Origin of the sequence: Micromonospora chaiyaphumensis, from assembly GCF_900091435.1 — a bacterium.
GTDB classification, from domain to species: Bacteria; Actinomycetota; Actinomycetes; order Mycobacteriales; family Micromonosporaceae; genus Micromonospora; species Micromonospora chaiyaphumensis.
The window spans coordinates 339,033-357,736 of sequence record NZ_FMCS01000005.1; the positions used below are offsets into that span (position 1 = coordinate 339,033).

19 protein-coding genes are annotated in these 18,704 nt (G+C 74.5%); 13 read left to right on the forward strand and 6 right to left on the reverse strand.

Annotation, left to right across the window (positions count from 1 at the left end):
* Nucleotides 1-96 precede the first annotated feature (96 nt).
* From thrS to GA0070214_RS16170, 4 genes are all read left to right on the forward strand, one after another.
* Entirely contained in the window at nt 97-2,121 is a 2,025-nt protein-coding gene (gene thrS / locus GA0070214_RS16155) for a threonine--tRNA ligase (protein WP_091263609.1), read from the forward strand.
* 67 nt (nt 2,122-2,188) lie between these two features.
* Nucleotides 2,189-2,755 (forward strand): HIT family protein, encoded by a 567-nt coding sequence (locus tag GA0070214_RS16160; RefSeq protein WP_091263611.1) that lies wholly within the window; start codon nt 2,189-2,191, stop codon nt 2,753-2,755.
* A 63-nt stretch (nt 2,756-2,818) separates the two neighbouring features.
* Nucleotides 2,819-3,439 (forward strand): CG0192-related protein, encoded by a 621-nt coding sequence (locus GA0070214_RS16165; RefSeq protein WP_091263613.1) that lies wholly within the window; start codon nt 2,819-2,821, stop codon nt 3,437-3,439.
* 130 nt (nt 3,440-3,569) lie between these two features.
* Nucleotides 3,570-4,628 carry an aldo/keto reductase gene (locus GA0070214_RS16170; RefSeq protein ID WP_091263615.1) on the forward strand — a complete coding sequence of 353 codons (1,059 nt, stop codon included), beginning with the start codon at nt 3,570-3,572 and terminating at the stop codon, nt 4,626-4,628.
* 63 nt (nt 4,629-4,691) lie between these two features.
* On the opposite strand, the gene GA0070214_RS16175 is transcribed toward GA0070214_RS16170, so the two are convergent.
* Nucleotides 4,692-6,854 carry an elongation factor G-like protein EF-G2 gene (locus tag GA0070214_RS16175; RefSeq protein WP_091263617.1) on the reverse strand — a complete coding sequence of 721 codons (2,163 nt, stop codon included), beginning with the start codon at nt 6,852-6,854 and terminating at the stop codon, nt 4,692-4,694.
* A gap of 251 nt (nt 6,855-7,105) precedes the next feature.
* Here GA0070214_RS16175 and pgsA point away from each other — a divergent pair, with 251 nt between their 5' ends.
* The 7 genes from pgsA to GA0070214_RS16210 all read left to right on the forward strand — a co-directional run bounded on the left by pgsA (nt 7,106) and on the right by GA0070214_RS16210 (nt 13,179).
* Nucleotides 7,106-7,726, forward strand: a complete 621-nt coding sequence (pgsA, locus tag GA0070214_RS16180; RefSeq protein ID WP_091263619.1) for a phosphatidylinositol phosphate synthase — start codon at nt 7,106-7,108, stop codon at nt 7,724-7,726.
* Complete coding sequence (locus GA0070214_RS16185; protein ID WP_091263621.1) at nt 7,723-8,652, forward strand: phosphatidylinositol mannoside acyltransferase; 930 nt, start codon at nt 7,723-7,725, stop codon at nt 8,650-8,652. Before pgsA ends, GA0070214_RS16185 begins: the two co-directional genes overlap by 4 nt.
* 14 nt (nt 8,653-8,666) lie before the next feature.
* Entirely contained in the window at nt 8,667-9,827 is a 1,161-nt protein-coding gene (locus GA0070214_RS16190; protein WP_091263623.1) for a glycosyltransferase family 4 protein, read from the forward strand.
* A gap of 82 nt (nt 9,828-9,909) precedes the next feature.
* Nucleotides 9,910-10,413 (forward strand): hypothetical protein, encoded by a 504-nt coding sequence (locus GA0070214_RS16195; protein ID WP_091263625.1) that lies wholly within the window; start codon nt 9,910-9,912, stop codon nt 10,411-10,413.
* Between the two features lie 135 nt (nt 10,414-10,548).
* Nucleotides 10,549-11,466 (forward strand): pyridoxal 5'-phosphate synthase lyase subunit PdxS, encoded by a 918-nt coding sequence (pdxS, locus tag GA0070214_RS16200; protein ID WP_091263627.1) that lies wholly within the window; start codon nt 10,549-10,551, stop codon nt 11,464-11,466.
* Between the two features lie 56 nt (nt 11,467-11,522).
* Nucleotides 11,523-12,182 carry a pyridoxal 5'-phosphate synthase glutaminase subunit PdxT gene (gene pdxT / locus GA0070214_RS16205; RefSeq protein WP_091263629.1) on the forward strand — a complete coding sequence of 220 codons (660 nt, stop codon included), beginning with the start codon at nt 11,523-11,525 and terminating at the stop codon, nt 12,180-12,182.
* Between the two features lie 247 nt (nt 12,183-12,429).
* A complete protein-coding gene (locus GA0070214_RS16210) occupies nt 12,430-13,179 on the forward strand; it encodes a YebC/PmpR family DNA-binding transcriptional regulator (RefSeq protein WP_091263631.1) in 750 nt (249 codons plus the stop codon).
* Nucleotides 13,180-13,246: 67 nt separating this feature from the next.
* Here the strand turns inward: GA0070214_RS16210 and GA0070214_RS16215 are convergent, their stop codons facing one another.
* Nucleotides 13,247-13,864, reverse strand: a complete 618-nt coding sequence (locus GA0070214_RS16215; RefSeq protein ID WP_091263632.1) for a hypothetical protein — start codon at nt 13,862-13,864, stop codon at nt 13,247-13,249.
* 179 nt (nt 13,865-14,043) lie between these two features.
* Here GA0070214_RS16215 and GA0070214_RS16220 point away from each other — a divergent pair, with 179 nt between their 5' ends.
* On the forward strand, nt 14,044-15,444 hold the full coding sequence (locus GA0070214_RS16220) for a serine/threonine-protein kinase (protein WP_091263634.1): 1,401 nt from the start codon (nt 14,044-14,046) through the stop codon (nt 15,442-15,444).
* Nucleotides 15,445-15,453: 9 nt separating this feature from the next.
* Here the strand turns inward: GA0070214_RS16220 and GA0070214_RS16225 are convergent, their stop codons facing one another.
* Nucleotides 15,454-16,020, reverse strand: a complete 567-nt coding sequence (locus GA0070214_RS16225) for a hypothetical protein (protein ID WP_244167733.1) — start codon at nt 16,018-16,020, stop codon at nt 15,454-15,456.
* Nucleotides 16,013-16,552: an RNA polymerase sigma factor gene (locus tag GA0070214_RS16230; protein WP_091263636.1), complete on the reverse strand. Its 540-nt coding sequence runs from the start codon at nt 16,550-16,552 to the stop codon at nt 16,013-16,015. The genes GA0070214_RS16225 and GA0070214_RS16230 overlap by 8 nt, the downstream gene beginning before the upstream one ends.
* Before the next feature lie 154 nt (nt 16,553-16,706).
* On the opposite strand from GA0070214_RS16230, the gene GA0070214_RS16235 reads away from it, so the two are divergent.
* A complete protein-coding gene (locus GA0070214_RS16235) occupies nt 16,707-17,276 on the forward strand; it encodes a GNAT family N-acetyltransferase (protein WP_091263638.1) in 570 nt (189 codons plus the stop codon).
* 52 nt (nt 17,277-17,328) lie between these two features.
* Here GA0070214_RS16235 and GA0070214_RS16240 read toward each other — a convergent pair whose 3' ends face one another.
* Together GA0070214_RS16240 and GA0070214_RS16245 are read right to left on the reverse strand one after the other, a co-directional pair.
* Nucleotides 17,329-18,279 carry a permease prefix domain 1-containing protein gene (locus tag GA0070214_RS16240; protein ID WP_091263639.1) on the reverse strand — a complete coding sequence of 317 codons (951 nt, stop codon included), beginning with the start codon at nt 18,277-18,279 and terminating at the stop codon, nt 17,329-17,331.
* On the reverse strand, nt 18,276-18,617 hold the full coding sequence (locus GA0070214_RS16245) for a PadR family transcriptional regulator (protein WP_091263641.1): 342 nt from the start codon (nt 18,615-18,617) through the stop codon (nt 18,276-18,278). Before GA0070214_RS16245 ends, GA0070214_RS16240 begins: the two co-directional genes overlap by 4 nt.
* Between the last annotated feature and the right edge of the window lie 87 nt (nt 18,618-18,704).

Here is an 18,704-nt window from a genome sequence, read left to right on the forward strand (position 1 = left end):
GAGCGCGGCGTCGCCGACGGCGCGGGTCGGGGCGACCGATAGCATCGCAGGGGCCGGTACCCGGCACATCCGAACCCGTCGACGACAGGAGTCACCGTGTCCGCACCCCGTACCCCGATCGTGGCCGACCCCGTCGTCGTCGCCGCCGGGACGACGGCGGCCGACGCGGTGGCCGCGGCCGGGCTGCCGATGAACGGTCCGAAGGCGATCGTGGTGGTCCGTGACCCGCAGGGCGTGCTGCGCGACCTGGACTGGAAGCCGGCCGAGGAGACCGCTGTCGAGCCGGTCGCCCTCGACAGCCCGGACGGGCTGAACGTGCTGCGCCACTCCACCGCGCACGTGCTGGCCCAGGCCGTGCAGGACGTCTTCCCGGAGGCCAAGCTCGGCATCGGCCCGCCGATCGAGAACGGCTTCTACTACGACTTCCAGGTGGCCAAGCCGTTCCAGCCGGACGACCTGGCGAAGCTCGAGAAGCGGATGCAGGAGATCGTCAAGTCCGGCCAGCGGTTCCGCCGGCGCCGCTTCAACAGCCTCGACGAGGCGCGCGGCGAGCTGGCCGCCGAGCCGTTCAAGATGGAGCTGATCGAGGTCAAGGGTGAGGGGCTGGACTCCTCCGAGGTGATGGAGGTGGGCGGCGGCGAGCTGACCATCTACGACAACCTCGCCGCCACCGAGGACAAGGTCTGCTGGTCGGACCTGTGCCGCGGCCCGCACCTGCCGAACACCCGGCTCATCGGCGCGTTCAAGCTCATGCGCTCGGCCGCCGCCTACTGGCGGGGCTCGGAGAAGAACCCGCAGCTCCAGCGGGTCTACGGCACCGCGTGGCCGACCCGGGACGAGCTGAAGGCGTACCTCCGGCTGCTGGAGGAGGCCGCCCGGCGCGACCACCGCAAGCTCGGCGCGGACCTGGACCTGTTCAGCTTCCCCGACGAGATCGGCTCCGGCCTGGCGGTCTTCCACCCCAAGGGCGGCGTGCTCAAGCGGGTGATGGAGGACTACGTCCGGACCCGGCACATCGAGGAGGGCTTCCAGTACGTCGGTACCCCGCACATCTCGAAGGAGGGCCTGTTCCACACCTCGGGCCACCTGCCGTACTACGCCGACGGGATGTACCCGCCCATGGAGCTCGAGGGCGCGGACTACTACCTCAAGGCGATGAACTGCCCGATGCACAACCTGATCTACCGGTCGCGCGGACGGTCCTACCGTGAGCTGCCGATGCGGCTGTTCGAGTTCGGGTCGGTCTACCGCTACGAGAAGTCGGGTGTGGTGCACGGGCTGACCCGGGTGCGCGGGCTGACCCAGGACGACTCGCACTCCTACTGCACCCGCGAGCAGGCGCCGGCCGAGATCAAGCACCTGCTCAACTTCGTGCTGAGCCTGCTGAAGGACTTCGGCATCGACGACTTCTACCTGGAGCTGTCGACCCGCGACGAGGCCCGGCTCGACAAGTTCGTCGGCTCGGACGAGGACTGGGCGACCGCCACCGCGGTGCTGGAGCAGTGCGCCCGGGAGACCGGGCTGGACCTGGTGCCGGACCCGGGCGGCGCGGCCTTCTACGGCCCGAAGATCTCCGTGCAGGCCAAGGACGCCATCGGCCGCACCTGGCAGCTGTCGACCATCCAGTACGACTTCAACCAGCCGAAGGGCTTCGGGCTGGAGTACCAGGCGGCCGACGGCACGCGGCAGCAGCCCGTGATGATCCACTGCGCCAAGTTCGGGTCGATCGAGCGGTTCATCGGGGTGCTCACCGAGCACTACGCGGGCGCGTTCCCGGCCTGGCTCGCCCCGGTGCAGGTGGTCGGCATCCCGATCCGCGAGGACCACACCGACTACCTCCAGGACTTCGTCACCACCCTGCGGAAGCAGGGCATCCGCGCCGAGGTCGACGCGGGTGACGACCGGATGCAGAAGAAGATCCGCAACGCCCAGCAGCAGAAGATCCCGTTCATGGTGATCGCCGGCGACGACGACGTGGCCGCGGGCACGGTGTCCTTCCGCTACCGGGACGGGTCGCAGCGCAACGGCGTGCCGATCGAGGAGGCGGTGGCCCACGTGCGGGACGTCGCCGAGTCCCGCACCAACTCCGGCCCGTCGGCGGAGGGCACGCCCAACACCTGAGCCACCCGTCTCCCACCCGGCCGGTCCGGACGGGTGGGAGACGGCGCGGTGACCGTAGGATCGGCGTGTGACTGGGGCGGAACGGCACTTCGACGGCGCCGGCAGCGGCGGCGACAACGGTCTGGCGGACGGGCTGGAGCGGCTCTGGACGCCGCACCGGATGACCTACATCTCGGGCGAGGACCGGCCCGAGGGCGGCTACGAGAAGCCGGCCGGCTGCCCGTTCTGCCTCGCCCCCGGCCTGCCGCCGGACGAGAGCCTGGTGGTGGCCCGGGGCCAGCACGTCTTCGCGGTGCTCAACCTCTACCCCTACAACCCGGGACACCTGCTGGTCTGCCCGTACCGGCACGTGGCCGACTACACCGAGCTGGACGCGCCGGAGACCGCCGAGCTGGCCGCGTTCACGAAGGACGCCATGCGGGTGGTCCGGCACGTCTCCAACGCGCACGGCTTCAACCTGGGCATGAACCAGGGCGGCGTGGCCGGGGCGGGCATCGCCGCGCACCTGCACCAGCACGTGGTGCCGCGCTGGGGCGGCGACGCCAACTTCATGCCGGTCATCGGCCGCACCAAGGTGCTGCCGCAGCTGCTCGCCGACACCCGGGACCTGCTGGCCAAGGCCTGGCCGGCCTGACCGCCGCGGGCCGCCGAGGTCGGCGACACCGGCAACCCGCCCGCGGACAGTACGATCTTGCGCATGGCCCTGCTGCACCGCGCGGAACTGCGCCCCTCGAAGCTCGACCTGCTCACCGCCTGGCTGCCCGGCCGGCCCTGGTTCGCCGGCACCCCGGGCGCGGAGGCCACCCGCGTGGCGTCCTACCGGTTCGACGACCCGGCCGGCGAGGTCGGCATCGAGACCATCCTGGTCCGGGCCGGGGACGGGCCGGTCCTCCAGGTGCCGCTGACCTACCGGGCCGCACCGCTGGCCGGCGCCGAGCGGTGGCTGGTCGGCACCACCGACCACTCCGTGCTCGGCCCGCGCTGGGTCTACGACGCCTGCGGCGACCCGGTCTACGCGCCGGCCCTGGCCGCCGCCGTCCTCGCCGACGCCGGCCAGGCGGAGGAGTACTTCGAGGTCGACGGCCGGCGCGAGGTGCGCGCCCCGAGCGTGACCCTGACCGGCGGCCGGGCCGACACCGCGCCGGCGTTCGGCACGGTCGACGAGGTGGTCGACGGCGACCCGACCCTGATCCGCGCCGGTGGCGTGGAGCTGGCCCTGGTCCGCCGGCCGGCCCCGGCCGACGCCCCGGCGCCGGCCCGGCTGACCGGCTCCTGGGCGGGCCAGGCCGACCCGGTGCTGCTGGCCTACGCCCGCTGACCGCCCGCCGGCGCGGCCGGGCGCGCGGGCGACCCGGGCAGCCAGGCGCCCGCTGACCGTGTGCCGGTCGGCCCGGCACCCGGGGTGAGGAAGCCGCCCACGGCTCACGGGAAGGTGGCAGGATGCGGCGATGGCAGTGAGCACGCGGCCGTTGGGCCGCAGCGGCATCGCGGTCAGCGCCCTGGGCATGGGCTGCTGGGCGATCGGCGGCCCGTGGGCCGAGGGCTCCCGGCCGCTGGGCTGGGGCGCCGTGGACGACGACGAGTCGATCCGGGCGGTCCGCCGCGCCCTCGACCTCGGGGTGACCCTCTTCGACACCGCCGACACCTACGGCGCCGGGCACGGCGAGCGGATCCTCGGCCGGGCCCTCGCCGGCCGGCGTGACGAGGCGGTGATCGCCACCAAGTGGGGCTACACCTTCGACGAGCGGACCCGGCAGGCCACCGGGGAGGACGCCTCGCCGGAGTACCTGCGGCGGGCGGTCGTCGACTCGTTGCGCCGGCTGGGCACCGACCGGATCGACCTCTACCAGCTGCACCTCGCCGACCTGCCGGTGCCCCGGGCCGAGGCGCTGATCGGCGCCCTGGAGGACCTGGTCGCCGACGGCCTGGTCCGGGCGTACGGCTGGAGCACCGACCGGGCCGACCGGGCCGCCGCCTTCGCGCAGGTCGCCCGGGGCGCCGCCGCCGTGCAGCACGGCCTGTCGGTGCTGCGGGACGCCCCGGCCATGCTGGCCGTCTGCGAGAAGCACGACCTGGCCAGCGTGGCCCGGGGGCCGCTCGGGATGGGGCTGCTCACCGGCAAGTACACCCCGGAGTCCACGCTGCCCCGCGACGACGTGCGCGGCACCGCCCCGAACTGGCTGGAGTGGTTCCGCAGCGGCCGGCCCGCCCCGGAGTGGCTGCGCCGGGTCGCCGCCGTCCGCGGCGCCCTGACCGCCGACGGCCGGACCCTCGCCCAGGGCGCGCTCGGCTGGATCTGGGCGCGCAGCGGCCGGGCCGTGCCGATCCCCGGCGCCCGCACGGTCGCCCAGGTGGAGGAGAACGCCGCCGCGCTGGACCGCGGCCCGCTCGCCCCTGACCAGTTCGCCGAGGTGGAGCGGCAGCTCGCCGCCCTGCGCGCGGCCGCCCTGCGCGACGCCGACCGCCCGCACTGGCCCATGCCGCCCGTCCCCGCAGCCCGCCCCTGACCCGCCACCCGCAGGGGCGGGACGGGCCGGGGGGTGCGGCGGTCGGGACCGCCGCTGTCGCGGTCAGGACCGGGCGCCGGCCTCCTTCCGGACCTGCTCGGCGAGGTGGGCGGGCATCGGCTCGTAACGGGCGAACTCGCGGCGGAAGGTGCCGGTGCCGGCGGTCATCGAGCGCAGCTCGACCGCGTAGCGCAGCAGTTCGGTGGCGGGGACCTCGGCGCGGACCAGCGTGCGGCCCTCGGCCTCCGGGTCCGGCTCGGTGCCGAGCACGCGGCCGCGCCGGCCGGACAGGTCGCCCATCACGGCGCCGACCGACGTGTCGGGCACCCGGACGGTGATCTCGTCGACCGGCTCCAACAGCGTCGGCTGCCCCTTCTCGGCGGCGTCCCGCAGGGCGAGCGCGCCCGCGGTCTGGAAGGCCGCGTCGGAGGAGTCGACGCTGTGCGCCTTGCCGTCGAACAGGGTGACCCGCAGGTCCACCACGGGGTAGCCGCCGACGAGGCCGCGTTCCATCTGTGCCCGGACGCCCTTCTCCACCGAGGGGATGTAGTTGTGCGGCACCGCGCCGCCGACCACCTTGTCCACGAACTCGAAGCCGGCGCCCCGGGGCAGTGGCGTCACGTCGATGTCGCAGACCGCGTACTGGCCGTGGCCGCCGGACTGCTTGACGTGCCGGCCGTGGCCCTTGGCGGCGACCGTGAACGTCTCGCGCAGCGCCACCCGCACCGGCTCGGTCTCCAGCTCCACCCCGCCGGCGCGCAGCCGGTCGAGCACCACGTCGGCGTGCGCCTCGCCCATGCACCAGAGCACGAGCTGGTGGGTCTCGGGGTTGCGGTCCAGCCGCAGCGTCGGGTCGCCGGCCACCAGCCGGGCCAGGTTGCGGGCGAGGGCGTCCTCGTCGGCCCGGCTCTTCGCCACGATGGCCACCGGCAGCAGCGGCTCCGGCATCTCCCACGGGGCGACGAGCAGCGGGTCCTCCTTGGCGGAGATGGTGTCGCCGGTCTCCGCGCTGCCCGACTTGGTGATCGCGCAGATGTCGCCGGCCACCGCGGTGGGCACCTCGCGCAGCGTCGCGCCGAGCGGGCTGTAGATGTGGCCGACCCGCTCGTCGGCGTCGTGGTCGGGGTGACCGCGCTCGGCCATGCCGTGGCCGGACACGTGGACCACCTGGTCGGGGCGGAGCGTGCCGGAGAAGACGCGGACCAGGGAGACCCGGCCGACGTGCCGGTCCACCGTCGTCTTGACCACCTCGGCGACCAGCGGCCCGTCCGGGTCGCAGGCCAGCGGCGGCCGGGGCGAGCCGTCGACCCCGGTGACCGCGGGCAGCTCGTGCTCCAGCGGCGACGGGAACGCGGCCACCAGGCCGTCCAGCAGCGCGTCCAGGCCGACGCCGGTCTCCGCGCAGACCGGCACCACCGGGTAGAAGTGGCCGCGGGCGACCGCCGTCTCCAGGTCGGTGATGAGCACCTCGGTGTCGATCTCCTCGCCGCCGAGGTAGCGGTCCATGAGGGTCTCGTCCTCGCTCTCCGCGATGATCCCCTCGATCAGCTCGTTGCGGGACTCCAGGATGGCCGGCAGGTGCTCCGGGTCCGGCTCGCGTACCGCCGCCGGCAGGCCCTGGGAGTAGTCGAAGACCCGGCGGGTGATCAGGCCCATGAGGCCGGCGACCGACTCGCCGTCGTCGCCCAGCATCGGCAGGTAGAGGGGGAGCACGTTGTCGCCGAAGACCCGCTGGCAGAGCGCCACCGCCTCGTCGAAGTCGGCGCGCGGGTGGTCCAGCCGCGTCACCGCGACGGCGCGGGGCATGTCGACGGCGGCGCACTCCTCCCAGAGGGCGGCGGTGGCGGCGTCCATGCCGTCGACGGCGGAGACCACGAACAGCGCCGCGTCGGCGGCCCGCAGCCCGGCGCGCAGCTCGCCGACGAAGTCGCCGTACCCGGGGGTGTCCAGGAGGTTGACCTTGACGTCGCGGTGCAGCAGCGGGGCGCAGGCCAGGCTCACCGAGCGCTGCTGGCGCACGGCGGCGGGATCGTGGTCGCAGACGGTGGTGCCCTCGGTGACGCTGCCGGCCCGGCCGATCGTGCCGCTGGCGGCGAGCAGCGCCTCCACCAGCGTCGTCTTGCCCGCTCCGGAGTGCCCCACGAGCACCACGTTGCGAACCCTGCCGGGCTCGGTCACCACCGGCGCGCCGCCGGTGACACCCTTCTCCTGATTCTTCTGCGCCATCGCGGCGCACCTCCCTCAACCGGTGGTGGTGGCGACCGCCGCGCGCGACGGGGAAGCGGCCCGGGCGGGCACCGCGGCGATATCTTCCGGTGATCTCCTGGACGACGGGTGGGCGGACGGGTGATCCGGTGAGCTGGCTCACCTTCCACGCTCGATCTCACACCCGTAACGGGGCCGGCACAAGAGCGCCTGGCGGGTCGGGACGACCGGCTGTGTTCCCGGTCGCTGCCGGCCGTTATCGTGGGACCGCCATGGCGAAGATCTTCCAAGTGTCGGCCCGCGCGGGGATGACCCGCGTCGTGGAGCCGGTCGCGCGCGGTCTGCTCCGCGCCGGTGTGTCCCCCAACGCGGTCACGGTGACCGGCACCGTCGGCGTGCTCGTCGGCGCGCTCGGCTTCGGCGCCCGCGGTCACCTCGTCGCCGGTGCGCTGATCGTCACGGTCTTCGCGCTCACCGACCTGCTCGACGGCACGATGGCCCGGATGAGCGGCGGCTCCACCCGGTTCGGTGCCTTCCTCGACTCGAGCATGGACCGGATCGCCGACAGCGCGGTCTTCGGCGCGGTCGCCTACTGGCTGGCCAGCCAGCACGACCACTCCGGGGTGGCCGCCGCGCTGCTCTGCCTGGCCGCCGGCGGCCTGGTCTCCTACGTGAAGGCCCGCGCCGAGGGGCTCGGGATGACCTGCAACGTGGGCATCGCCGAGCGCACCGAGCGGCTGCTGATCGTCGGGGTGGGCGGCCTGCTCACCGGCCTCGGCGTCGACCCGGCCCTGGAGATCGCGCTCTGGCTGCTCGCCGCCGTCTCGATCTTCACGGTCGGGCAGCGGATGGCCCACGTGTACCGGCAGGCGCAGCTGGTCGGCCGGGAGTGAACCTCACCGAGGCGGGCTACGTCGCCGGGTGGCGCCTGGTCCGGGCGCTGCCCCGGCCCGTGGTCGCCGCCGCCTTCCGGGCGGGCGCCGACCGCGCCCACCGGGGCAACGGCCGGGGTACGCGGCGGCTGCGGGACAATCTGCGCCGGGTGGTCGGCCCCGACCTGCCCGAGGCGGAGCTGGAGCGGCTGGTCCGCGCCGGCCTGCGGTCGTACGCCCGGTACTGGCTGGAGGCGTTCCGGCTGCCCAGCCTGAGCCGGCAGGAGATCCTCGCCGGGTTCCACCTGGACGGCGAGGAGAAGCTCGGCGCCGACGTGGCGGCCGGCCGGGGCGCGGTGGTCGCGCTGCCGCACGCCGGCAACTGGGACGCCGCCGGCGCCTGGGTGGCCGCCACCGGGTGGCCGATCACCACGGTCGCCGAGCGGCTCAGGCCGGAGGGCCTCTACGAGCGCTTCCTCGCCTTCCGGCAGAGCCTCGGCATGGAGATCCTGCCCACCTCCGGCGGTGACCGGCCGGCGTTCGACGTGCTGCTGGACCGGGTGCGGGCGGGCGCCGTGGTGCCGCTGCTCGCCGACCGGGACCTCTCCGCCCGGGGCGTGGAGGTCGAGTTCTTCGGCGGCCGGACCCGGATGCCGCCCGGCCCGGCGCTGCTGGCCATCCGTACCGGCGCGCCGCTCTACGTGGCCTCGCTGTGGTACGCGCCGGACCGCGCCCACGCCGCCATCGAGGGCCCGCTGGAGCTGCCCGATCCCGACAGCGCCCCGCTGGACGCCCGGGTGCGCGAGGTGACCCAGCGGATTGCCGACCGTCTTGCGGCGGGCATCGCCCGGCATCCGGAAGACTGGCACATGTTGCAGCGGATGTGGCTGGACCAGCGCACCGACGGCACCATGTCGCAGCCGCCGGCCACCACCGGGACGATCTGAGGGAGCGGGGCGCAATGCGGATCGGCATCGTGTGCCCGTACTCCTTCGACGTCCCGGGCGGGGTGCAGAACCACGTCATGGACCTGGCCGAGGCGCTGCTCGGGCTCGGCCACGAGGTGAGCGTGCTGGCCCCGGCCGACGAGGACTCGCCGCTGCCGCCGTACGTGGTGTCGGCCGGCCGGGCGGTGCCCCTGCCGTACAACGGCTCGGTGGCCCGGATCGCCTTCGGCCCGGTCTCCACGGCCCGGGTGCGGCGCTGGATCACCCGGGGCGACTTCGACGTGCTGCACGTGCACGAGCCGCTCACCCCCAGCCTGTCGATGCTGGCCGTGCTCTGCGCCCGGGGCCCGGTGGTGGCCACCTTCCACACCGCGATGACCCGGTCGCGGGTGCTCTCCGCCGCGCAGGGAGTGCTCCAGATCCTGCTGGAACGGATCACCGCCCGGATCGCCGTGAGCGCGCTGGCCCGCAAGGTCCAGGTGGAGCACATGGACGGCGGCGCCGTGGAGATCCCCAACGGCGTGGCCGTGGCGAAGTTCGCGGGCGTCGAACCGCTGCCGGGGTGGCCGGGGGAGTGCCCGCCCGGCAGCGGCGGGACGCTCGGCTTCCTGGGCCGGTTCACGGAGCCGCGCAAGGGTTTCCCGATCCTGCGGGACGCCTTCGTCGCGCTGGCCCCGCACCGGCCCGGGCTGCGCCTGCTGGTCGCCGGGCCGGGCGACGCCGACGACCTCTACGACCAGTTCCCGGCCGACCTGCGGGACCGGGTCACCTTCCTCGGCATGGTCTCCGAGGCCGACAAACCTCGCATGCTGCGCAGCCTGCACCTCTACGTCGCACCGAACACCGGAGGGGAGTCCTTCGGGATGATCCTCACCGAGGCGCTCGCCGCCGGCACCACCGTGGTGGCCAGCGATTTGGACGCGTTCCGCCGGGTGCTGGACGGCGGGCGGGCCGGCCGGCTCTTCCCGACCGGGGACGCGGCGGCGCTGCGTACGGCGGTGGCGGAGCTGCTCGACGACGCGGGGCAGCGGGCCGGGCTGACCGCCGCCGGCGACCAGGTGGTGGCGAATTTCGACTGGCCCGTGGTTGCCCGCCGCGTTCTGGAGGTATACGCAGCGGCGATCGAGGCCACCGACGGCCGGGTCATGGACCAGGAATGGGCGGGGCTGGGCTGAACCCGGTGGCCGGTGGGGCCGCTGTGACGAGCGCGTCGACCGGTGCCCGCGCCGGCCGGGCGGGATGAGGAGCAGCACTACGATGCCGGGCATGTGGTGGGTGGTGGGCGGCGCGCTGGTGCTCGGGCTGGTCTCGGCGTACCTGATCTGGACCGCCGGCCGGGTCGAGCGCCTGCAGGCCCGCGCGGAGTCGGCGGCCCGGGCGCTCGACGCGCACCTGCTGCGCCGCGCGGCCGCCGCCGCGGTGCTGGCCGAACAGCGCTACGGCGTGGAGCTGTACTCGGCCGCCCGGATCGCCCTGGACGCCGTGGGCGAGGAGCGGGAGGCCGCGGAGAACGACCTCACCCGGCAGTTGCGCACGGTCGAACTGGACCCGGAGGACCCGGCCTGCGAGGCGGTCATCGCGGCCAGCCGGCGGCTGGCCCTGGCCCGGCAGGTGCACACCGACCTGGTCCGCGACGCCCGGGCGGCCCGCAGCCGCCCGCTGGTCCGCCTGCTGCGGATGGGGCGCGGCCGGGAGTGGCCCCGCTACTTCGACGTCGACGACCCCACGCTCACCCCACGGACGGACGTCACCACCGGCTGAGCGGGCGGGACGGAACCCCCGGTGACGCCGACCACAGAGCAGGCCACCGGGGGTCTGATTGGCTGTCGGACCGGCGTTGACCCCGTCGTAGCCTTCTGGCAGCCACCCCCGAGCCCGTCCAAGGAGCGATGACCCGTGCCCGAATCCACCTCCCCGAACACCAACGCCAACCCGGTCGTCGGCACCGCCCGCGTCAAGCGGGGCATGGCCGAGATGCTCAAGGGCGGCGTGATCATGGACGTGGTCACCCCCGAGCAGGCCAAGATCGCCGAGGACGCCGGCGCCGTCGCCGTCATGGCGCTGGAGCGGGTGCCCGCCGACATCCGCGCCCAGGGCGGCGTCTCCCGGATGAGCGACCCGGACATGATCGACGGCATCATCAACGCCGTCTCCATCCCCGTGATGGCCAAGGCCCGGATCGGCCACTTCGTCGAGGCGCGGGTCCTCCAGGCCCTCGGCGTCGACTACGTCGACGAGTCCGAGGTGCTGACCCCGGCCGACTACGAGAACCACATCGACAAGTGGGCCTTCACCGTCCCCTTCGTCTGCGGCGCGACCAACCTGGGCGAGGCGCTGCGCCGGATCACCGAGGGCGCCGCCATGATCCGCTCGAAGGGTGAGGCCGGCACCGGCGACGTCTCCAACGCCACCACCCACATGCGGAAGATCCGCAAGGAGATCCGCCGGCTCCAGTCGCTGCCGGCCGACGAGCTGTTCGTGGCCGCCAAGGAGCTCCAGGCGCCGTACGAGCTGGTCAAGGAGGTCGCCGAGACCGGCAAGCTGCCGGTCGTGCTGTTCACCGCTGGCGGCATCGCCACCCCGGCGGACGCGGCCATGATGATGCAGCTCGGCGCCGAGGGCGTCTTCGTCGGCTCGGGCATCTTCAAGTCGGGCAACCCGGCCCAGCGCGCCGCCGCGATCGTGAAGGCCACCACCTTCCACGACGACCCCGACGTGCTGGCCAAGGTCTCCCGCGGCCTGGGCGAGGCGATGGTCGGCATCAACGTCGACGAGATCCCGCAGCCGCACCGGCTGGCCGAGCGCGGCTGGTGACGGCGACCGGACGGGGCCCGGACCGGGCCCCGTCCGACGAGCGAGAGGAGCGAGAGGTGACCACACCCGTCATCGGTGTGCTCGCCCTCCAGGGCGACGTGCGCGAGCACCTGGCCGCCCTGGCCGGGGCCGGCGCGGACGCTCGTCCGGTGCGCCGCCCGGCCGAGCTGGACGCGGTCGACGGCCTGGTGATCCCGGGCGGCGAGTCGACCACCATGAGCAAGCTCGCGGACATCTTCGAGATGCGCGAGCCGATCGACAAGCGGATCGCCGGCGGCATGCCGGTCTACGGGTCCTGCGCCGGCATGATCATGCTGGCCGCCGAGGTGCTCGACGGCCGCCCCGACCAGCGTGGCTTCGCCGGCATCGAGATGACCGTCCGGCGCAACGCGTTCGGCCGGCAGGTCGACTCGTTCGAGGCGCCCGTCGAGATCACCGGCGTCGAGGGCGAGCCGTTCCACGCGGTCTTCATCCGGGCCCCCTGGGTCGAGCGGGTCGGCGCGGGCGTCGAGGTGCTCGGCCGGGTCACCGAGGACGACTCCAGGTCGCAGCCTGGCGTCCGACGCGCCGGGCTGGAGTCGTCGTCCGGGCCGGCCGCCGGCCGGATCGTCGCGGTGCGGCAGGGCCACCTGCTGGCGACCTCGTTCCACCCGGAACTCACCGGCGACCTGCGGCTGCACCGCTACTTCGTGGACCTGGTCCGGGCCGCCGCCTGACCGTTACGCCGCCACCTTTTCGCCTTGTTGCGGCATTCCTCCGGGACGGTTCGGGTCTCCTCGGGCGGCGCCCCCGGCCCCGCCCCGGGTGCGGGTGTGACATGCGGGGACGCGACCTCGGTAGGATTGCGGCGGTTCGGCAGGGCTCACCGCCCGCCGCCGCCCCCCAGCCGACCGCCCGGCGGTCCCGGTTCGGCGCGGGCGCGGACAGTCGACGCAGGCGTGAGTCAACAGACGGAGGTATGAGATGTCCGGCCACTCAAAGTGGGCGACCACCAAGCACAAGAAGGCCGTCATCGACGCCAAGCGCGGCAAGATGTTCGCCAAGCTGATCAAGAACGTCGAGGTCGCGGCCCGGACCGGCGGCGGGGACCCCGCCGGGAACCCGACCCTCTTCGACGCCATCCAGAAGGCGAAGAAGAACTCCGTCCCGAACGACAACATCGACCGCGCGGTCAAGCGCGGCTCCGGGCTGGAGGCCGGCGGCGCCGACTACCAGACGATCATGTATGAGGGCTACGGCCCGAACGGCGTCGCGCTGCTCATCGAGTGCCTCACCGACAACCGCAACCGCGCCGCCACCGAGGTGCGCACCGCGCTCACCCGCAACGGCGGCTCGTTCGCCGACGCCGGCTCGGTGTCGTACATGTTCTCCCGCAAGGGCGTCGTGATCGTCCCGAAGGCCGGCACCACCGAGGACGACGTCATGATGGCCGTGCTCGACGCGGGCGCCGAGGAGGTCAACGACCTCGGTGAGGCGTTCGAGGTGGTCTCCGAGCCGACCGACCTCATCCCGGTCCGCACCGCCCTGCAGGACGCCGGCATCGAGTACGAGTCGGCCGAGTCGTCCCTCATCCCCAGCGTCAACGTGCCGCTGGACGAGGAGGGCGCGCGCAAGATCTTCAAGCTGATCGACGTCCTCGAGGACTGCGACGACGTGCAGAACGTCTACGCCAACTTCGACGTCTCCGACGAGGTCATGGCCGCCGTCGGCTGACCCGACCGCGTACGCGCTTCGCGCCGGGCGACCTGGTCGCCCGGCGCGACCTCGTCTCCGGCCCCGCTCAGCAGGACGTCCCCTGCCGGAAGGCCCGCTCGACGTGGGAAGCCACCCCGGCCTCGTACCAGCCGACGCCCGGGCGGATCGGGTGGCCGGTGAACAGCTCCACCCTGGACCCGAACCGCACCAGGTACGCCTCGGCGTCCCCGGCGTCGTTGCGGATCAGGCCCCCGCGCGGCCCGTAGATGCGCTCCAGCTCGGCGAAGGACATCCCGACCGACGCGCCGGCCGGAGAGCGGGGCGGGACGGTGGCCGTGCCCACCGACACCAGCCGGCCGTCCCGGAAGGCCAGCATGATCACCCCGGCCCAGGCCCCGGTCGCGCCGGCGGTGAGCACCCCGGTGCAGCCCGGCGCCGTCCAGTCGATCAGGCCGGCCGCCGCGAGCCGGTCCAGCCGGGCGCCGATCCGGTACGGTCCGGCGCCCCCGACGCTGAGCACCGCGACCTTCCTGGCGGCCGCCGGGCGGTCGGCCGGCGCGCGGTCGGTGGTCGCGCGGGCCGCCGGGGCGGCGGCGGTCGCCCGGGCCGCCGGGGCGCCGGCTGCGGGCGGAGCGGTGACGGTGACCGGGATGGCGGTGAGGGCCAGCACCCCGGCGAGGATGGTGGGCCAGAGCTGGTTCATGGTGGGTCTCCTTCCGTGCGGTTCTCCTGCCCTCTTGGTCTCCGGTCCGGCGGATTCGGTTCGTCGGGTTCCCGACCGCCGGTCGCCCGGCTGCGGCGTTCCGGGAGTGCCGCCGCCCGGCTGCGGCGTCTACCGTCGAGTCGACGGGCGGCCGGGGTGACGATCCCGGGGGTGATGCGATGACCGCGCCGACGCGGATCGGGGCCTACCGGGTGGAACGACTGCTCGGGGCGGGGTCCTTCGCCACGGTCTGGCTCGCGCACGACCCGGTGCTCGACGGCCGGGTGGCCATCAAGGTGCTGGCCGAGAACTGGAGCCACGACCTGCGGGTACGGGAACGCTTCCTGGACGAGGCCCGGCTGCTGCGGCGGCTCGACCACGACCGCCTGGTCCGGGTGCACGCCGTGGGTGAACTGCCCGACGGCCGCCCGTACGCCGTGCTGGCCTGGGCGGACGGCGGCAGCCTCCGGGACCGGCTGGCCCGTGGCACACCGCCGGTGGCCGAGGCCGTGACGCTGCTCGACGAGATCGCGGCGGGGGTCGCGGTGCTGCACCGGCACGGGGTGGTGCACCGTGACCTGACGCCGGGCAACATCCTCTTCCGGACGGGGCCCGGCCACGAGCGGGTGCTCATCGCCGACCTCGGTCTGGCCAAGGCGCTCGCCGCCGCCTCCGGGCTGACCGCGCGGGCGGGCACCCCCGGCTACATGGCGCCGGAGCAGGACGACCCGTTCGCCGTGGTCGACACCCGTGCGGACGTGTTCGGGCTGGGGCGTCTCGGGCTCCGGCTGCTCGGCGACGCCACCGTGCCGGCGCCCGTCCGGGACGACCGGCGCGCCGGGAGGGCCCTGCCGCGGCTGCGGGTGGGCGTGCCGCCGGGGGTGGCCGCCGTGCTCCGTACCGCCACCGCGGCGCGGCCGGCCGACCGTTACCCGGACGCGGCGGCGTTCCGGGCCGCCCTCCGGCACGCCGCGACGGCCCCCACCGGGCAGGCCGCGGCAACCGCCGCCGGGCCTGCCGGTGGCGCCGCGCCCCGGCGGCGCCGGCGGCGGCTCGCCGCCTCGGCGGCGGTCGCGGTGCTGCTCGTCGCCCCGGTCGCCACCGCGGGCGACGCCGCCGGCCACACCCCGGCCGTGGGACGCAGCGGGCCGCTGACCGTCGCCCTCCCGGCCGGCTGGCGGGCCGGCGGCACCGGCTGGGCCGGACAGTACGGCGACGACGGCGAGCTGGAACCGGCCCTGGTGGTGTCACCGGACCCGGGCCGCTGGGCGGCGGATCCGGCGGTGCCCGGCGCCTTCGTCGGACTCTCCGCCGGCACGGCCCGCCGCACCACCCCCGAGGGTTTCCTCGCCGAACGCCCGCACGCGGACTGCGCCGCGGCACCGGTGCGGCGCAGCCGCCAGGGCGGCGTCGAATGGGTGATCGCCGCGTTCGCCTGCCCCGTCGGCCGGCCGCTGGTCGTCGAGGCCGCCGGGCGGGCGGCCGGCCCGGCCGGCCTGCTCTACGTGCAGCTCACCCCGCCGCGGGGCAGCGGCGCGGACTTCGTCGACGCCCTGCTCGCCGGGGTGCGGGTCCGGTAGGGCGCCCGGTCAGACCACCACGACCGTGATCGGGTACGCCCGGCCCTCCTGCGGGATGGTCACCACGACGGTGCCGGCCCGCACGAACCGGATGTCCACCACGCCGGCCTCGTAGCTGCGGGACACCAGATCCTCCCGGTCCACGGTGACCTGACCCGGCCCGATGCCGCGGATGCGCAGCACCCCGCCGGTCGCGAGACAGAGCGACTTCAGCAGTGCCAGCTCGGTCTCGGCGAGGACCAGGTCGTAGCGCACCGCCCCGAGGCAGGCGCCCGGCAGCGCGGCCGACGCCGACGACGGGGTCGGCCGGGGCGTCCGGCTCCGGGTCGGCGCGGGGCTCCGGGTCGGTGGCGCGGCCGTCGACGGCGCCGGGGCGGGACCGGCGGTCGTGGGCGGCGCGGCGGCGCCGACGGTGGTGGCGGCGGGGGTCGGTGGCCGGACCGGCAACGGCGAGACCGGGCGGTCGGCGCAGCCCGGCACAGCGCCGAGGACGGCGAGGGCGGCGAGGGCGGCGGCTCGTGATCCGCGGGCCTGGTGCTTGGCGCGGACCTCGTCCCGGCGCGGCGGCTCAGCCATCGGACATCCGTTGCCGGACCTGCCGGCGGGCCTCGTGCAGCCGGGACTTGACGGTTCCCTCGGGCAGGTCGAGCAGGCCGGCGATCTCGCGGTAGCTCAGCCCGAGCACGTCCCGCAGGGTCACCGCCTCGGCGAGCTCGGGCGGGACCGCGTCGAGCGCGTCGAGCAGGTCGATCCGGGTGCCGGCCACCACGCTGGTCCGCCGCGGATCGGGCGGGTCGGGCAGCGGCACGCCGCCGGCCTCCAGTTGCCAGCGCCGGCGCAGGACCCGGTAGGTGGAGCGCGCCCGGTTGGCGGTGAGCCGGTAGAGCCAGGTGTGGAACGACGACCGCTCCTCGAACCGGGTGATCCCCCGGGCCAGTGCCAGAAGCGCGTCCTGGCAGGCCTCCTCGGCGTCCTGCCGGTGGGGCAGCAGGCGGGCGCACTGGCGCAGCACCTCGGGCCGCACGGCGACCAGCAGCGCGTCGAGCGCCCGCGGGTCGCCGCGCGCGGCCGACCGGGCCAGGGCGTCGGTACCGTCCGGGAGAGGCATCAGCTCGTCCAGTGCTCGCCGGTGGGCCGGGCCTCCAGGCTATTCCCGCCGCCGCCCGGACGCCCCGGACGAGTCCGGCAGCCGACGCAACTCTGGGCCGCCCACCGGGGAAACCCGGCTGACCGGCCGGCCAGCGCGCCCGTACCCTGCCGGCATGCTCGTTCCCGACCTGCCGCTGCGCACCGACCGCCTGCTGCTGCGCGCCTTCACCCCCGACGACCTGGCCGTGGTCCGCGACTACCGCGGCCGGCCGGAGGTCACCCGGTTCCTCTACCACGAGCCCTACGACGACGCCGCCGCGCGGGCGGCGGTGGACCGGATGGTGCGGCGCACCGCGCTGCGCGCGCCGGGTGACGTGCTCAACCTGGCCCTCGTCGTGGCGGCGACCGGGGAGTTCGTCGGCGACGTGCTGCTCAGCTGGACCAGCGGTGAGCACCGGCAGGGCGAGATCGGCTACGTCGCCCACCCGGACCACACCGGCCGGGGGTACGTCACCGAGGGCGCCCGGGAGATGCTGCGGCTCGGCTTCGAGGGCCTCGGGCTGCACCGGATCGTCGGCCGGCTGGACGCCCGCAACACCGCCTCGGCCCGCGTGCTGGAGCGCCTCGGCATGCGCCGCGAGGCGCACCTGCGGGAGAACGAGTTCGTCAAGGGCGAGTGGACCGACGAGGCCGTGTACGCCCTGCTCGACCGCGAGTGGCGGGCCCGATCCGCCAACGACTGAACCGGCGCGGCCCGGCACCCGCGTGGGTGCCGGGCCGCACCGGTCGCCGGGCTCAGTGCCGGTTGCGGTAGGCCTTGATCGCGCTGTCGACGATGTCCCAGACCACGACCAGGACGGTGCCGGCCACCACGATCGTGGCGACGGTGTTCAGGTTCTCCTCGCGCCCGAGCCACTCGAAGCGGTCGACGAAGTCGGGGTTGAGCAGCCGGTCGGTCGACATCAGCCAGACGACCGGCACCGCGAACGCCAGGTCGAGCACCGCGTTCACGGCGACCAGCGGCCACGTCCACCGCCCGGCCCGGTACTTGGCGATCTCCAGGCCGATGGTGGCGACGAGCACGGCGATGAGGAACGGCAGCCAGAAGCTCCACAGTGCCGGGTCGAGGATCGGCAGGTTGTCGTCGCCGCCGGCGGGCACGAACGAGTGGAAGTGCTGGATCGGCAGGTAGGCGATGACCAGCACCAGCCAGCCGATCGCGGCGGTGACGTCGACCAGGGTGATCTGCCGGTTGGCCTGCACCTCGGGGAGCTGGTCGACGCTCCACGCCGGCAGGTTCAGCGACGTGTTGGTCCGCTCGAGCACCGCGAAGACCAGCGTGACCCAGAAGGCGATCTGGACCGCGACCTCCATGGCGGTGGCGACGCCCGCGCCGACCGCGCCGCCGGGGTTCTTCCCGTCGGTGGCCTCCAGCAGGCCCACGATGATCCCCACGGTGGCCGGGACGAAGCTGAGCAGCAGCTTCATCAGCCGCTCCCAGGCCAGGTAGTAGGTCGGGCCGATGAGCTGGAGGCGCCGGTCGGCGTAGCGGGCGGCGAGCTGCGCCGGGTTGCCCAGCTCGGTGAGGACCTCGCGTTCGGCGGTGTCGGCATCCCGGCCGTCGGCGCGGCGGCCGTCGATCATGTCCTCGATCGAGCCGCGCAGCTCGGTCTCGATCTCGGCGCGCCGGGCGGCCGGCACCGTCCGGAGGGTGGCGGCCAGGTAACGGTCGGTCAGCGAGCTCATCGCTCCGCTCCTTCGATCAGGCTGGTGAGAGAGGTCTGGACGGCGGCCAGGTCGTCGAGGAGTCGCCGGAGCAGGCTCTCGCCCTCGTCGCTGGTCCGGTAGAACTTGCGCGGTCGGCTCTCCTCGGTGTTCCACTCGCTGGTCAGCAGCCCCTGCTCCTCGAGGCGGCGCAGCAGCGGGTAGAGCGTGTTGGCGTCCACCGGGAAGCCGTGGCCGGTGAGCCGTTGCAGCAGTGCGTAGCCGTAGTCGGGGCGGCGCAGGGCGACCAGGCTCGCCACCACGACGGTGCCCCGACGCAGTTCCTGGAGGTGGGTCCGGAGGATCTCGTCGGCGACCATGCATCACACGATACTGTGTGGCACACACTGTTGTCTAGCGGCATAGCGTCGTGCCGCGCACAACGCTGTGGGGGAGACGTCGACCAC